This window comes from Streptomyces sp. NPDC051243 (assembly GCF_044455405.1).
Lineage (GTDB): Bacteria > Actinomycetota > Actinomycetes > Streptomycetales > Streptomycetaceae > Streptomyces.
Window position 1 is genome coordinate 516,001 of record NZ_JBITES010000001.1, and the last position, 15,675, is coordinate 531,675.

A 15,675-nucleotide genomic window follows, 5' to 3' on the forward strand; every position below is an offset into this window, starting at 1 on the left:
GATGGGGCAATACTGGCGGGCAGGACCGGCACCGCTGATATATCGAGGTCACTAGGAGCCAACGCATGAGCACTTCGGCGCAGATCGGCGTCACGGGTCTCGCGGTCATGGGCCGCAATCTCGCCCGTAACTTCGCCCGCAACGGCTACACGGTCGCGGTGCACAACCGGACGCCGGCGCGCACGCGGGCGCTGGTCGAGGAGTTCGGGAGCGAGGGCGAGTTCATCGCGGCCGAGACCGCCAAGGAGTTCGTGGCGGCGCTGGAGCGGCCGCGGCGGCTGGTGATCATGGTGAAGGCCGGCGAGCCGACCGACGCGGTGATCCAGGAGTTCGCTCCGCTCCTCGAGCCCGGCGACATGATCATCGACGGCGGCAACGCGCACTTCGCCGACACCCGGCGCCGCGAGCGCGACCTGCGCGAGCAGGGCATCCACTTCGTCGGCATGGGCGTCTCCGGTGGCGAGGAGGGCGCGCTGCACGGGCCGAGCATCATGCCGGGCGGGCCGAAGGAGTCGTACGACTCACTGGGCCCGATGCTGGAGAAGATCTCCGCGAAGGCGGCGGACGGGGCGCCCTGTGTGACGCACGTCGGTCCGGACGGTGCCGGGCACTTCGTGAAGATGGTGCACAACGGCATCGAATACGCCGACATGCAGCTCATCGGCGAGGCGTACCAGCTGCTGCGCGACGTCGCCGGGTACGAGCCCGCGCAGATCGCTGAGATCTTCCGCACCTGGAACCGGGGCCGGCTGGACTCCTACCTGATCGAGATCACCGCCGAGGTGCTGTCGCACGTGGACGCGGCGACGGGCAAGCCGTTCGTGGACGTGGTGGTCGACCAGGCCGAGCAGAAGGGCACCGGACGCTGGACCGTGCAGATCGCGCTGGACCTGGGTGTGCCGGTGTCCGGCATCGCGGAAGCGGTCTTCGCGCGGTCGCTGTCCGGGCACGCGGCGCTGCGGGACGCGTCCCGCGGGCTGGCCGGGCCCAAGGCGTCGCCGCTCGGCGAGGCGGAGGCGGGGGCGTTCGCCGACCGGGTCGAGCAGGCGCTGTACGCGTCGAAGATCGTGTCGTACACGCAGGGCTTCCACGAGATCGACGCGGCGCGCGCCGAGTACGACTGGGACATCGACCTGGGCGCGGTCTCCGCGATCTGGCGCGGCGGCTGCATCATCCGGGCGGCGTTCCTGGACCGCATCCGGGCCGCGTACGACGCGCGGGCCGACCTGCCGAGCCTGCTGTCGGACGAGACCTTCGCGCGGGAGATCGCGGATGCGCAGGACGACTGGCGTGAGGTGCTGATCGCCGCGACGCGGCAGGGGGTGCCGACGCCCGGGTTCGCTGCGGCGCTGGCGTACTACGACGCGTTGCGTGCGGAGCGGTTGCCTGCGGCGCTTACGCAGGGGCAGCGGGACTTCTTCGGGGCGCACACGTATCGGAAGGTGGACCAGGAGGGGTCGTTCCACACGTTGTGGGGTGGGGATCGGTCGGAGGTTTCCGCCTAGGAGCTCGGGGGACGCGGCGGTGAGGCGGGTGTGGCTGTGTGGGGGTTGATCGCGTCCACGCGGCGGTAGCCGCATATTGATACAGCCCCGCGCCCCTGAGGGTGTTGCGGTGGGCGGCGTCTTGAAGCCGCCCGCCGCTTTGCATTCCTCTGCTCAGCTCAGTGGTGGGCCGGGCTCCGGGTTCGGGACCGGTTCCGGGCCCGGGGGGATCGGGGACGGGTCCGGGTTGGGGACGGGGCCGGGGCCCGGGGGTGGGGGCGGCGGTGTGGGACCCGGTGCCGGTGGGGGCTCGGGGGTGGGGACCGGGGACGGCGGTGGCTCGGGGTGCACGGGGTCCGGGCCCGGCGTCGGTCCCGGTGGGACGGGGTCGGGGTGCGGGTTCGTCATGGCGTCCTCCAGCCCATTGGCGCACGTCGGCTCTGGACTACTCCCCCGCGTACCCGACGCCCGTGCCGCCAGTCACTCACCCGAGTCACCGGGCAGGACCGGGTGGGCCTACGTCGGACGCACGGCCCGCGCTGCCGCCGCCAGCCCGGGGCGAGGACTGGACAGTACGGGTACCGGTGTCGTCGCCAACCACTGAGCGGGGGCGATGGAGACCTGGGCGAGGACGATCGCGTCGGCGTCCGTGACCTCGTCCGCGGCGGCGGCCACCAGTCGTGCGCAACCGTCGACGTCCCCCGCGTCGAAGCGCTCCCAGGCGCCGTCCACGATGCGCGTCCGTACGTCGACGGGGCGCCCCGTGCGCCGGGCCTCTTCCTCGATCAAGGAGGCCGTCGGACCGAGCGTGCTCTCCACCGTGGCGAGCACGACGACACGCGCCCCCTCGGCGACCGCGGCCGCCGCCATGGGACGGTCGACGCGCAGCACCGGCACCCCGGCCTCGGCGGCGGCCTCCTCCGCGACGGCGCCGATGGTCGAGCAGGTGCACAGCACGGCCCGCGCACCGTCGGCGACAGCCTGGTGCAGGGCCCTGCGGACGTCGTCCGCGACGGCTTCGGCGCCTTCGCGGCGGGCCCTGGTCAGCAGTTCCTCGTCGACGAAGTGCCGTAGCTCCAGGTCCTGGTGGTGCTCCTGGCGCAGGGCGTCGAAGACGGGGATGTGCAGGGGCGAGGTGTGCAGGAGGGCGAGTATCAGAACCGCCCGGGGTGCGCGCGCAGCCAGTCCTTCGCCGCCTCCAGCAGCTCGGGGTCGGCCGCCGGGGCCTCGTCGGGGTGGCGTTCGGCCCACCTCGCGACGTACGGGCACAGCGGCGCGACGACGCCTCCCTCGCGCGCCGCCATGTCGTACAGCTCGCGTGCCAGGGAGCCGGCGATGCCCTGGCCCTCGTGGGCCGGTTCCACGACGGTGTGGACGGGGACGAGGGCGCGAGCCGGGGCGTCGAGGACGAAGTACGCGATGTGGCCGACGACTTCGCCGTCCCGCAGTGCCTCCAGGCGGCCCGCCGGCCTGTCGTCGCGGATCTCCGGCTCGCTCATGAGCACCCCTCCCGGGCCGTCTTCCGTTTTCGTTCGTGCGGGGCCGAGCGCCGTCAGGCCACGGGTACGGCCTGCGGGCTGCGCTCCTGGTCGGAGCCCGGCACCGGCTCGGACGGGTCGGCCCCCAGCGCCACGATGCGGTTGGCGCCGTCCACGTGCACGACCCGCGGCTCGAACTCCCGCGCCTCGGCGTCGGTCATCTGAGCGTAGCTGATGATGATCACCAGGTCGCCGGGGTGGACGAGATGGGCGGCGGCACCGTTGATCCCGACGACGCCCGAGCCTCGCTCGCCCTCGATGACATACGTCTCCAGGCGGGCGCCGTTGGTGATGTCGACGATGTGGACGAGCTCGCCGGGCAGCAGGTCGGCGGCGTCGAGCAGGTCCGCGTCGATGGTCACCGATCCCACGTAGTGCAGGTCGGCCTGGGTGACGGTGGCGCGGTGGATCTTGGATTTGAACAGCGTACGCAGCATTCAGAACTCCCGGGATTCGCTCCCTGCCTGCCTTTATGCAGGTCAAGGGCAGTTCTCAGTGTCGAGAAGCGTGACCAGGGTACGGACTCGGCCTCGTGGCCGCAGTGAGATTCCGGTCACCCCGGCGGGCTGTGGGCGGTGATCGGACCGCTGCCGCCCGATGGCGGGCCCCGCACCGGGCGCTCACCGTACGCAAGCGATCTTGCGAGTCGTGACTCGTGTACCCAATGCCCGTATCCTCATCAATGCCAGATTTTTCCGAAGAGCGCATTGTCGAGAACGTGAATGAGGCGAAGCGTGGTCCGGTCCGGCGGCGAATCGATGCTGACGGGGCGTGCGACAGGCGGCACGGGACCCGCCCGCTTCCGCGAGCTGTTTCTCCAGGGTGAGCCGATCGAGACGGGTGTTCGACCCTCGATCCTGAGCTCCTGGCAGCGCTCCCGAGCCCTGGGACTGTCGCCCAACCAGTCCGACCTTCCCTACCGGGACGACTTCGAACCCGACGGGCGGATCGTCCGCGCCGCCGCGCCCGTGCTCGACCGGCTGCAGTCCAGGTTCGACGGCAGCGAGATGAACATCTCCGTCGCCGATGCGAGCGGAACGGTCCTCCTGCGCCGTTTCGGCAAGGCGTCACTGGCCCGGACGCTTCCCGCGTTCCAGAGCGCCCCGGGGTTCGTGTTCACCGAGCGGGTCGCCGGCACCAACGGCATCGGGCTCGCGCTGGCGGAGCGGCAGCTCATCCGGGTCTACGGTGCCGAGCACTTCGCCGAGCGTTCCCAAGGCAGCGCCTGCCGCGCTCTTCCCCTGCGCGACCCGCTCAGCGGACGCATCGAGGGCGTCCTGTGCTTCGGGTATCCGCGCACCGCGGAGGACCCGTCGCTGGACACCGTGATACGCAGAGCGGCCTCGGTCATCGAACGGCGCCTGCTGCGGCTGGGGTCCACGCGTGAGCGCGCTCTGCTGCGGGCGTACCTGAACGTGGAGGCGGAGACCGCGGCAGGCATGCGCCACATGATCGGGATGGACCAGCTGGCCTCGATGCTGCGGCCCCAGGACCGGGCGGTCCTCCTGGAGAAGGCCGCCGAGCTGATCTCCCGGGCCCAGCGGGGCGCCGTCGATGTGGCCCTGCCCGGCGACCGGCGGATCACCCTCGTGAGCCGTCCGGTGCGGAGCGCTGCCGGAGTGGAGGGCTTCGCCGTCGAGGCCGTGCTCCCCGCCTCCTCGCCGGCGGCCCACGCCATACCGCACCAGGTCGACGAGCCGTCGGACTTCGCCCCCGTGCCCGCCGCCTCACCCGCCACCCTGCTGTCCGGGGCGGTCGCCACGCTCGCGACGCCCGGGTCCTCATCATCCCCACCGGCGCTCGGACATCCTTCCGAGACGGCACCCGGCCGAGTCACCGTCGTCGGCGACGGTCTCCCGACCGCCGACCTCGTCGTCGGCCACGGCGCGCCGGACGACCAGCACGACGCCCCCTCCCCCGCGAGAGGGCTCCTCCTGGTGGGAGAGCCGCACGTGGGGACGTACGCCCTGGCCGCGCGGCGCCGCCTGGAGCTGCTGTCCGAGGCCGGCACCCGCATCGGCACCACCCTGGACATCCGCCGCACCGCCCAGGAACTCGCGGAGATCGCGGTGCCGCGACTGGCCGACTTCGTCACCGTCGATCTGCCCGAGGCCGTACTGCGCGGCGAGGAGGCCGGCGATCCCCGCCATGACCTGCGCCGCACGGTGGTCCACGGCATCCGTGACGACTGCCCCTTCAGCCCGGTCGGCAAGCAGGTCGAGTACGGACCGACGACTGCGCAGCTGCGATCCCTCAACAGTGGGCAGGCGGTCCTGGAACCGGACCTGAGGGCCGCATCGGGCTGGCTCGCCCGGGACCCCGAGCACTCCGAACGGCTGCTGAGCCGGGTCCACTCCCTCATCGCGGTGCCGCTGGTCGCCCGCGGCGTCGTGCTGGGTGTCGTCGGGTTCTACCGCGCCGAGGACCCCGCACCCTTCGAGGACGACGACCGCTCACTGGCCCAGGAACTCGCCGTCCGCGCCGCACTCTCGATCGACAACGCACGGCGCTACACCCGCGAACGGAGCATGGCCCTGGCCCTGCAGCGCAGCCTGCTTCCGCACGGCCTGCCCGACCAGAACGCCGTCGATGTCGCCCACCGCTACCTGCCCGCCGAGTCCGACGTCGGCGGGGACTGGTACGACGTCATCCCCCTGTCGGGCAGCCGCGTCGGTCTCTTCGTCGGCGACGTCGTCGGCCACGGCATGCTCTCCGCCGCCACCATGGGCCGGCTGCGAACGGCCGCCCGGAGCTTCGCCGAGCTCGACTTCCCTCCCGACGACGTCCTGACCCACCTCGACAACCTCGTGGGACGGCTGGACCGGGAGGACCCCGCCTCCGACGGTGCCGGCATCATCGGCGCGACCTGTCTGTACGCCGTCTACGACCCGATCTCGCAGCAGTGCACCCTGGCCCGCGCCGGCCATCCTCCGCCCGCGCTGGTCCACCCCGACGGCACGGTGTCGTTCCCGGACCTCCCCGCCGGTCCCCCGCTCGGTCTCGGGGGCCTGCCCTTCGAGGCCACCGAGATCTCCCTCCCCGAGCACAGCCAGCTGGTTCTGTACACCGACGGGCTCATCGAGGACCGCGACCGGGACGTCGACGTGGTCCTCGACCAGCTGCGCGAGGCCCTGGCCCACCCGGAACGCACACCGGAGGAGACCTGTCAGGCAGTCCTGGACACCGTCGCACCCGCCGCGCCCGTCGACGACATCGCCCTGCTCGTCGCCCGGACCCACGCCCTCGACCCCCACCGGATCGCCACCTGGGAACTTCCCGCCGACCCGGCCCTCGTCAGCGATGTCCGCGCCTCGGCCATGCGACAGCTGACCGACTGGGACCTCGACGAGGTCGCGTTCGCCGCGGAACTCATCCTCAGCGAACTGGTCACCAACGCCATCCGCCATGGCACCGGGCTCATCCGGGTACGGCTGCTCCACGACCGCACCCTGATCTGCGAGGTCTCCGACACCAGCGACACCGCGCCCCACCTGCGCCGGGCGGCCACCACCGACGAGGGCGGCCGCGGCCTCTTCCTCGTCGCGCAGCTGTCACAGAGCTGGGGGACGCGCCACACCTCGAAGGGCAAGGTCATCTGGGCCGAATGCGGGTTCCACGGCGGGTGAGGCGGTCGCTGATCCGTTGGGGCCACATGGGGGTGGGGTCTCCGGCATGTACATATTCGTCCCGTTTACTATCGGTTCTGACAGTCGGGAAGAACCCGCCAGGCCGATCACCGGGGATGGCCGTGCAACCTCTGGTCCGTGTCCGTGGGCTCGCCAAGCGGTTCGGTGGGACCGTCGCGCTGGCCGGAGTCGACCTCGACGTCCACGCCGGAAGCGTCCTCGCCCTGCTCGGTCCCAACGGCGCCGGGAAGTCCACACTCATCAAGGTGCTGGCCGGCGTCCACCACGCCGACTCCGGGCAGGTCATGGTGGACGGACACCCGCTCGGCAGCCACGCGGCCTCCCGCAGCATGTCCTTCATCCACCAGGACCTCGGTCTCGTGGAGTGGATGACGGTCGCCGAGAACATCGCCCTGAGCGCCGGGTACCCGCGCCGCGCCGGACTGATCTCCTGGCGGCGGACCGGGCAGAGCTGCGCCGAGGCCCTGCGGACCGTCGCCGGACACCTGGATCCCGACGCTCCGGTCGCCGGGCTCGCTCCGGCCGAGCGTTCACTGGTCGCCGTCGCACGGGCCCTGGCGGCCCGGGCGAAGCTCATCGTCCTCGACGAGCCGACGGCGCGCCTCCCCGCCACGGACTGCGCCCGGCTGTTCCGCGTCCTGCACGCCCTGCGCGACCGGGGGCACGGCATTCTCTACGTCACCCACCGCCTGGACGAGGTGTACGAGGTCGCCGACACCTTCGCCGTGCTGCGCGACGGCCGCCTCGTCAGCCGCGGCCCGCTCGCGGGCCACAGCCCGGCCCGCCTCGTGCACGACATCGTCGGCGGAGAACTGACCGGGCACCGCCGCGCCCCGGTGCCGACCGACGGTCCGGCCGTCCTGGCGCTCGACGGGGTACGGACCGCGGGCGCCGGACCGGTCGCCCTTGAGCTCCGGGCCGGGGAGATCCTGGGTCTGGTCGGCCTCACCGGCGCGGGCCACACGGAGCTGGGCCGGGCCGTCGCGGGTGCCCAGCCCCTCCTCGACGGAACCGCCCTCCTCGGCGGCCGTCCGTACCGGCCGCGTACGGTCGCCGACGCCGTCGCACTCGGAGTCGCCCTCGTGCCCGGCGACAGACAACTGGAGGGCTGCCTGGCCGAGTTGACGGTACGCGAGAACCTCCTCGCGAACCCCCGCGCGGGCGGTCTGCCCGCGCTGCGCTGGATCGGTCCGCGACGGGAACGCCACGAGGCAGCCGCCCTGATCGACCGCTTCTCGGTGCGCCCGCGCGACAGCGAGGCCGCCATCGCCACCCTGTCCGGCGGCAACCAGCAGAAGGTCATGATCGGACGGTGGCTCCGCGTGGGCCTGCGCCTGCTGGTCCTCGAGGAGCCGACCGCGAGCGTGGACATCGGCGCCAAGGCCGCGATCCACCGGCTGCTGGACGAGGCGCTGGCCTCCGGCCTCGCGGTGCTCCTCGTCTCCTCCGACTTCGAGGAGGTCGCGGACGTCTGCCGGCGCGCCCTGGTCTTCGTCCGCGGGTCCGTGACGGCGGAGCTGAGCGGCCCCTCCCTGACCGTCGCCTGGCTCACCCGGGCGGCTTCGACGCTGCCTCCCGCCGAAACAGCGACCAACCGGTGACCGCCTCGCCGTCCCCCTCCTCGCCCCGGCCGCGAACCCCTCGACCGGGCCGGCTGGGCCGACGGGGCGGGGCGGGTCTCCTGAGCCGGCTGCGCGGTTCGGGCGGACATGTCATCGGCGCCTACGGCCTCCTGGCCCTGACCGCGCTGCTCTTCCTGGTCTTCTCCCTCACTCTGCCGCGCACCTTTCCGACGCTGGACACCGTCGACTCGATCCTGGCCACCCAGTCGATCCCGGCAGTGCTCGCGCTCGCCGCCATGGTGCCCATCGTGACCGGCGCCTTCGACCTCTCCATCGGCTACGGCCTCGGCCTCGCGCACGTCATGGTGATGCAGCTGGTCGTCAACAACGGGTGGCCCTGGCCGCTCGCCTGTCTCGCCGTGATCGTCGGAGGGTGTGTCGTCGGCGTCCTCAACGGTGTCATCGTCGAGTTCGGCCGGATCGACTCGTTCATCGCCACGCTCGGGACCGGCAGCATGATGTACGCCGTCACCGGCTGGATCACCGACGGCGGCCGGATCGTCCCCGGCCCGCGGGGCCTCCCGGCCGCCTTCACCGACATCTACAACTCCACGTTCCTCGGCCTTCCGGTCCCCGCCTTCTACGTGCTCGGAATCGCGATCGCCCTCTGGCTGGTGCTGGAGCGGCTGCCGCTCGGCCGATACCTGTACGTCGTCGGTTCGAACCCACGCGCCGCCCACCTCCTCGGCATCCCGATCCGGAAGTACACCGTGTACGCCTTCGCCACGTCGGGGCTTCTCGTCGGCTTCGCCGGGGTGCTGCTGGCGGCCCAGCAGCAGATCGGCAACCCGAGCGTCGGCCTCGACTACCTGCTGCCCGCGTTCGTCGGCGCTCTCCTCGGCTCCACCGCGATCAAGCCCGGTCGCCCCAACGCCATGGGCACCCTCGTCGCCGTCGCCGTCCTCGCCGTCGGCCTCACCGGCATCGGCCAGCTGGGCGCCGAATTCTGGACGGTCCCGCTGTTCCACGGCGGCACCCTGCTGCTCGCCGTCGGCCTCGCCGGCTACGCCTCGCGCCGTCGGCTGCGCACCGGCGCCGCCCCGGCCCGCGACTCGCCCGCCGGTACGACGGAGCCGCCGTCCTCCCCGCCGCAGGACGGCGGTACGACCGAAGACACCCCCTGACCCGCGCCAGCGTGCCTGGGCAACCGCACCCCGGCCGCGACTTCCCAGCGCATCCCTCCGCGAGGAGCTTCAGTGCACCGCAAGCGCAAGGCCGCTCCGGGCGTGCTCAAGGCCGCTTCCGCCGCCGCTGCCCTGCTGGTCGCGGCAGTCGTCCTGACCGGCTGTGAGCGCGGCTCGTCGAACGGGCAGGGGGACTCCACCTCCGGCCCGAACGGTTGTCCCGCCGTCCACGCCAGGGCCCAGGCCGCTGTCAGCCGGGCGGAGCGGTCCGACGTCCCCTGGCACGGACCGGCCGACGGCCCCGCGGCCGTTTCCGGGAAGAACGTCGTCTATGTCGCGCAGACGATGACCAACCCGGGAGTCGCGGGTGCCGCCGAGGGCGTGCGGGATGCCGCGCGGGTCATCGGCTGGAACGTCCGGGTGATCGACGGTGGCGGCACACCCGCGGGCATCCAGGCGGCCATGAGCGAGGCCGTCGCCCTCAAGCCGTCGGGCATCGTCATCGGCGGCTTCGACCCCAACTCGACCTCGCAGCAGGTGGCTCGGGCGAACGCGGCCGGCATCCCGCTCATCGGCTGGCACGCGGTCGCCGCCCCGGGCCCCAGCCGGCGTCCCGCTCTCTTCACCAACGTCACCACCAGGGTCGAGGACGTGGCCAGGGTCAGCGCGCAGTGGGTGATCTCCCAGTCGCGGGGCGACGCCGGCGTCGTGATCTTCACCGACGCCTCGATCCCCTTCGCCAGGCACAAGTCGGAGCTCATCAGGAAGGAACTCGCCACCTGCGCGGGCGTGGAGCTCCTCGCGTACGAGAACATCCCGATCCCGGACGCGAGCAGCCGCACGCCCCGCGAGGTCTCCTCGCTCCTCTCCCGCTTCCAGGACCGCTGGACCCACTCCGTCGCCATCAACGACCTGTACTTCGCGGATGCCGCACCGGCCTTCCGCGCGGCCGGCCGGAAAGGGGCCGGCCCACCCTTCAACATCGGTGCCGGAGACGGTGACCCGTCCGCCTTCCAGCGCATCAACAGCGAGCAGTACCAGGCGGCCACGGTGCCCGAGCCGCTGTCCCTGCAGGGCTGGCAGATCATCGACGAGTTCAACCGCGCCTTCGCCGGCCGTCCCGCGAGCGGCTATGTGGCCCCCGTTCACATCAGCACGGCCGACAACAGCGACGGCGCGTCGACCTGGGATCCGTCGGGCTACCGGGAGGCGTACCGCGAGATCTGGGGCAAGTAGGGGCCGGGCCCCGAGACCGACCGCCGCCCGTCGCCGTGCCCGCCGGGCCGGCCGACGACAACCCATTCGAGCCTTGGAGCGCTGAGCACCTCATGACCAGGAGCCCGTTCGATCCCCCTCGTCCCTCTTCCTCCACAGCCGACAACGGACCCCGCGTCTCCCGCGCGGAGTTCGACTCCCTCTTCGCCACCCTGAGGACCTGGGGGCGTTGGACCCCCGCGGACCGGGGCGCCTGGAACCGGGTGAAAGCCGAGCACGTCCGGCGTGCGGCCGCGCTGGTGCGCGCCGGGACCGTCGTGCCGATGGCTCTGCCGTGGAACACGGAGCCCGGCCCGGACAACGCCAGGCCGGCCCTGCACTACATGTCCGAGCTGGGCGACATCGAGGCCCCGGAGCCCACCTGCCACAAGGACTTCATCGCCGTGGACTACCACGGCAAGGGCGTCAGTCATCTCGACGCGCTCTCCCACATCGCCTACCAAGGGCGGCTGTACGACGGTCGTACAGCCGCCGATGTCGTCGACGCCAGGGGCGCGCGCTTCGGCTCCGTCGCCTCGCTCGGCCCCCTGGTGACCAGGGGCGTCCTGATCGACATGCCTGCCGTCCTCGGCGTCGACTGGCTGGAGCCCGGCAGGGCCGTGCACGCCGACGAGATCCTCGCCGCCGAGGAGACGCTCGGGGTGACGATCGACGAGGGCGACGCGGTGCTGCTGCGCTCCGGACACTTCCGCCGCCGCCGGGAGGTCGGCGCCTGGAACCCGGACGACGCCGCCGCCGGCTGCCATGTCGATGTCCTGCCGCTGCTGGCCGAGCGGGGAATCGCCCTGCTCGGCGGTGACGGCGACAGCGACGTGCGGCCCTCGCCGGTCGAGGGGGTGTCCTCCCCCGTGCACGCGCTCGCCCTCACCGCGATGGGCGTACCGCTGCTGGACAACCTCGACCTGGAAGCACTCGCCGAGGCGTGCGCGCAGGCCACGCGCTACGAGTTCTTGATGACCGTGGCCCCGCTGAACGTCCCCGGCGGCACCGGCTCGCCCGTCAACCCGGTCGCGGTGCTGTGACGAGCCGTGGAGCCGTGCTCGGGGGTTACTCCACCGCCGTCGGCCTCCGGGACATGGCCGTGGCCTGGTGCACATCGGTCAGCGGGCGCAGCCGGTAGGTGTAGGAGTAGTCGCGGCTCGGGAAGAGCTTGTACTCGTCGTGGGTGTGGGCGCCCCAGCTGTTGTCGCCGCCCAGACCCATCTGACGGTGGTTCACCCGCAGGACGACCTCCTCGCGGGGTGTGAGCTGGTAGTCGTGGCGGACGCCGGACGACAGGTCCTCCGGGGTGAAGTGCGAGGCGTTGACCTCCAGCAGGGGCTCACCGGAGACGAGGAGTCCGGTGCCCCTGGCGTCGGTCAGGGCGATCCAGCGGACGTCGGTCTTGTTGCCGTTCTCCTGCGGGCGGATGTACGGGGTCCACTGCCCGGAGACGGTTCCGGAGTACACGCCGACGTCGGTGCCGTTGTTGCGGTCGACGTAGTTCTCCTCGGGCCCGCGGCCGTGGTAGCGCAGTCGCTCGAATCGCCCGGGCAGGTACATCAGCGTGCCGATCTCAGGGATGTACGGCAGGGACGCGGCGCCGGGGCGCAGGGTGTTGTCGACCTTGATCTCGCCGTTGCCGAACACCGTGTACGTGGTGGTGTACGTCGACTCGGCCGTGGTGGGCAGTGTGCCGCTGACCTTGATCTCCACCGCCTTGTCGCGCAGGGCGCGCACCTTCACGTCCGTCACCTTGCGGTTCGTGCCCGCGTCTCGCCAGGTCTGGTTGCGGGTGTGCTGGCCGTTGCCGCGGTCGTTCTCGGTGGGCGCCCGCCAGAAGTTCGGCACCGGTCCGGAGGTGAGGAGCCGGGTGCCCTGTGCCTCGTACGACGTGATGACGCCGCTGTCCTTGTCGACGGTGACGGAGAAACCCTTGCCCTTCACCGTCACGGCCTTCTCGTCGTCCTCGTACGTCAGCGACGCCACGCTCGCCAGCGGGACCGGCGTCACGGCCGGTACGTCGGCGTCGAGCCGCAGTTGCCGCTTGGCCACCTCGAAGCCGGCCTTCGCCCACGGGGTGGATTCCTTGGTGGTGAAGGACAGTTGGAGGTGGTACTCGGTGCCCGGGGCCGGGTCGTCCGGCAGCTTCACCGGCACCGTGATGTCCTTGCTGCTGAGCGGCTCGACGTCCAGCTGGGCACGGCTCAGCTTTCCGCGCCGCACCACCTCACCGTCGGCGAGCAGCTCCCAACAGCCGTCGAACTCCCGGAGGTTGGTGAACAGGTACTCGTTGGTGAGGGTGATGGCAGCGTCCGCGGACAGCGAGTCACCCGACGCCGGTGCGACGTTGACCGCCTGGTAGATCCGCTTGATCTCGGCCGCCTTGCCGGTGTGACGGCGGTCGGCCGTGACGATGCCGTCGGCGTTGGAGGTGCCGTCGTTGGGGTTGTCACCCCAGTCGCCGCCGTACGGGAAGAACGTCTTCTCGCGGGGCCGCTTCTCGGTGAGGTCGACGGTGGCGGCGTCGAACCAGAACCGTACGCCCTCGTCACCGGGGCCGCGGCTGTCGGAGCCGAGTTCGGCGGCGCTCAGCGCGCGGGCGTAGACGCGTGCCCGGCGGATCGTGCCGCTGAACTCCCGGGTCGGGTTGTCGACGTCGGTGGCGAGCGCGAGGGGTGCCGTGTTGGAGGCGGGCCTGCGCGTGGTGGTCCGGGTGGCCTTCACCTCGCCGTCGACGTAGAGGGTCAGCGTGCCCGCCTCCGCGTCGAAGACGCCGGCGATGTGGTGCTCGCGGCCGGTCCAGTCCTCGGGGAGCGCCCAGTTCGCGGTGATCCACTGGCCGCCGCCGTGGATGAAGAACTCCAGCGTGCGGCTGTTCTGCTTCAGGGAGTACTGGGTGTCGCCCTTGGCGATGATGGGCTGGTGGTAGCCGGTGTAGTGCGGGGTGACCCAGGCCTCCAGGGTGAGCGAGCCGGTGAGGTCGAGACGCTCGTCGCGGGGGAAGACGGTGGCGCCGCAGACGCCCTCGGCACGGTCGAAGGTGCCGCTCGCGGTGAGGATCTCGCCGCGCAGCGCGCCCGGGCCGGTCTCGGTGAGGAACTTGCGGGCGGGCACGGGCCAGTTCAGCGACTGGTCGACGAAGTCCCAGATCCAGCCGCCCTGGAGGACGTCGTGGCGACGGACGATGTCCCAGTACTTCTTGAGGTTGCCGTTGGAGTTCCCCATCGCGTGGGCGTACTCGATCATGACGTACGGCCGGGTGTCCGCGGTGTCCTTCGCGCGCTGCTCGACGCGGGACGGGCTGTCGTACATCTCCGACCGGATGTCGCTGATGGCCGGCCGGTCGTCGCCCTCGTACTGGATGACGCGGGTCGGGTCGTAGGACTTGATCCACTCGTGCATGGCGACGAAGGTGCTGCCGCCGCCCGCCTCGTTGCCGAGCGACCAGATGACCACCGAGGCGTGGTTCTTGTCGCGGTGGACCATGCTCTGGGCGCGGGCCACGCACGCCTTGGTCCAGTCGGCGTGGTTGCCGGGGTACTCGCCGCGGATGCCGTGGGTCTCGAGGTTGGTCTCGTCGACGAGGTAGAGGCCGTACTCGTCCGCGAGTTCGTACCACAGCGGGTTGTTGGGGTAGTGCGAGGTGCGGACGGAGTTCATGTTCATCCGCTTGATGATCTCGATGTCCTGGACCATGTGCTCGCGGGTGAGTGTCATGCCGCTGTCGGGGTGCATCTCGTGCCGGTTGGTGCCGCGGAAGGAGACGGGCTTGCCGTTGATCCGCATCAGGCCGTCCTTGAGCGCGAACTCGCGCAGGCCGACGCGGTGCGAGAGGGTCTCGATCACCTTTCCGGCCGGGTCGCGCAGTCGCAGTACGGCGGTGTAGAGGTTCGGGTGCTCGGCGGACCACAGCTTGGGGGCGGGCACGGCTCTGCTCGCCCGGACGGTCACGTCCTCACCTGCGGGGGCTGCCGCGAGGTCGACGGCCTGCCGGAGCGGCCTGGGCCAGACGGCGTGGCCGCGGGAGTCGTAGAGCTGGGTCTCGACGGAGTAGCCGCCCTCGCCCCGTTCCCCGTAGGAGCGCACGCTCGCCGTGACGGACAGTTCGGCGGCCGTGTAGTCGTCGCCGAGCGGGGTGTCCAGCTTGAAGTCGCGCAGGCGGACGTCGGGCGTGGAGTAGAGGTAGACCGAGCGGAAGATGCCGCTCAGCCGGATCATGTCCTGGTCCTCCAGCCAGTCCCCGTCGGAGAAGCGGTACACCTCGACGGCGATCTGGTTGGTGCCGGGCTTGAGGTGCTCGGTGATGTCGTACTCGGCGGGGGTGAAGGAGTCCTCGGCGTAGCCGACCATCTCGCCGTTGATCCACACGTAGTGCGCGGACTTGACGCCTTCGAAGTGCAGGAAGGTGCGCCGCCCCGACCAGCCGCGCGGCACGGTGAAGGTGCGCCGGTACTGTCCGACAGGGTTGAAGCGGGCGGGGGCGGCGGGCGGCATGGCCTCCTCGCCGAGGCCGTTCGGCCCCCACCACGGGTAGGTGATGTTGACGAAGATGGGGCGGTCGTAGCCGTGCATCTGCCAGACCGAGGGGACGGGGATGGTGTCCCAGTCCCGGTCGTCGACGTCGGTGCGGTAGAAGTCCGGGTCGCGGTCGTCGGGGCGGTCGGCGTACGCGAACTTCCACTTGCCGTCGAGGCCGAGCCGGTACGGCGAGCGCGTCCGGTCGGCCTCCAGTGCCTGTCTGACGTCGGCGTACGGCATGAGGGTGGTGTGCGGCGGCTGGGTGCCGATCCGGAAGACGTCGATGTGGCCGTTCCACTCCGGGGTGCCGGCCGCCGCACCGGCCCCGCCGGCCGCGTGCACTGTGGCGGACGATCCGGCGACGGCGAGGCCGCCGAGCAGGGCGGCTCCTCCCTCCAGGAGACGGCGGCGGCTGACCGGCACGCCTGCGGAGCGGGACGGGCCGGCGGGGGACACGGAAGAGAGCGGCATCGACGGTGGCCTTC

General features: G+C 71.7%; 10 protein-coding genes. 6 read left to right on the forward strand and 4 right to left on the reverse strand.

What is annotated here, in order from left to right; translation table 11 throughout:
* Positions 1-65: 65 nt before the first annotated feature.
* Positions 66-1,505 (forward strand): NADP-dependent phosphogluconate dehydrogenase, encoded by a 1,440-nt coding sequence (gene gndA, locus ACIBAG_RS02300; RefSeq protein WP_399099990.1) that lies wholly within the window; start codon positions 66-68, stop codon positions 1,503-1,505.
* Between the two features lie 495 nt (positions 1,506-2,000).
* On the opposite strand, the gene ACIBAG_RS02305 is transcribed toward gndA, so the two are convergent.
* The 3 genes from ACIBAG_RS02305 to panD are packed head-to-tail and all read right to left on the reverse strand — an operon-like array spanning position 2,001 to position 3,459.
* Entirely contained in the window at positions 2,001-2,639 is a 639-nt protein-coding gene (locus ACIBAG_RS02305; RefSeq protein ID WP_399100553.1) for an aspartate/glutamate racemase family protein, read from the reverse strand.
* Positions 2,639-2,983: a GNAT family N-acetyltransferase gene (locus ACIBAG_RS02310; protein ID WP_399099992.1), complete on the reverse strand. Its 345-nt coding sequence runs from the start codon at positions 2,981-2,983 to the stop codon at positions 2,639-2,641. Before ACIBAG_RS02310 ends, ACIBAG_RS02305 begins: the two co-directional genes overlap by 1 nt.
* Before the next feature lie 53 nt (positions 2,984-3,036).
* The gene (panD, locus tag ACIBAG_RS02315) at positions 3,037-3,459 is read right to left on the reverse strand and encodes an aspartate 1-decarboxylase (RefSeq protein ID WP_147998616.1); all 423 of its coding nucleotides are present in this window, start codon (positions 3,457-3,459) and stop codon (positions 3,037-3,039) included.
* Positions 3,460-3,756: 297 nt separating this feature from the next.
* On the opposite strand from panD, the gene ACIBAG_RS02320 reads away from it, so the two are divergent.
* The 5 genes from ACIBAG_RS02320 (at position 3,757) to ACIBAG_RS02340 (ending at position 11,712) form a co-directional block, all read left to right on the forward strand.
* Positions 3,757-6,648: a SpoIIE family protein phosphatase gene (locus tag ACIBAG_RS02320; protein WP_399099995.1), complete on the forward strand. Its 2,892-nt coding sequence runs from the start codon at positions 3,757-3,759 to the stop codon at positions 6,646-6,648.
* 116 nt (positions 6,649-6,764) lie between these two features.
* Complete coding sequence (locus ACIBAG_RS02325; RefSeq protein ID WP_399099997.1) at positions 6,765-8,270, forward strand: sugar ABC transporter ATP-binding protein; 1,506 nt, start codon at positions 6,765-6,767, stop codon at positions 8,268-8,270.
* Entirely contained in the window at positions 8,267-9,415 is a 1,149-nt protein-coding gene (locus ACIBAG_RS02330) for an ABC transporter permease (RefSeq protein ID WP_399099999.1), read from the forward strand. The genes ACIBAG_RS02325 and ACIBAG_RS02330 overlap by 4 nt, the downstream gene beginning before the upstream one ends.
* A gap of 72 nt (positions 9,416-9,487) precedes the next feature.
* On the forward strand, positions 9,488-10,651 hold the full coding sequence (locus ACIBAG_RS02335; protein ID WP_399100001.1) for a substrate-binding domain-containing protein: 1,164 nt from the start codon (positions 9,488-9,490) through the stop codon (positions 10,649-10,651).
* Positions 10,652-10,743: 92 nt separating this feature from the next.
* The gene (locus ACIBAG_RS02340; protein ID WP_399100003.1) at positions 10,744-11,712 is read left to right on the forward strand and encodes a cyclase family protein; all 969 of its coding nucleotides are present in this window, start codon (positions 10,744-10,746) and stop codon (positions 11,710-11,712) included.
* A gap of 25 nt (positions 11,713-11,737) precedes the next feature.
* On the opposite strand, the gene ACIBAG_RS02345 is transcribed toward ACIBAG_RS02340, so the two are convergent.
* The gene (locus ACIBAG_RS02345; RefSeq protein WP_399100005.1) at positions 11,738-15,661 is read right to left on the reverse strand and encodes a glycoside hydrolase family 2 TIM barrel-domain containing protein; all 3,924 of its coding nucleotides are present in this window, start codon (positions 15,659-15,661) and stop codon (positions 11,738-11,740) included.
* Between the last annotated feature and the right edge of the window lie 14 nt (positions 15,662-15,675).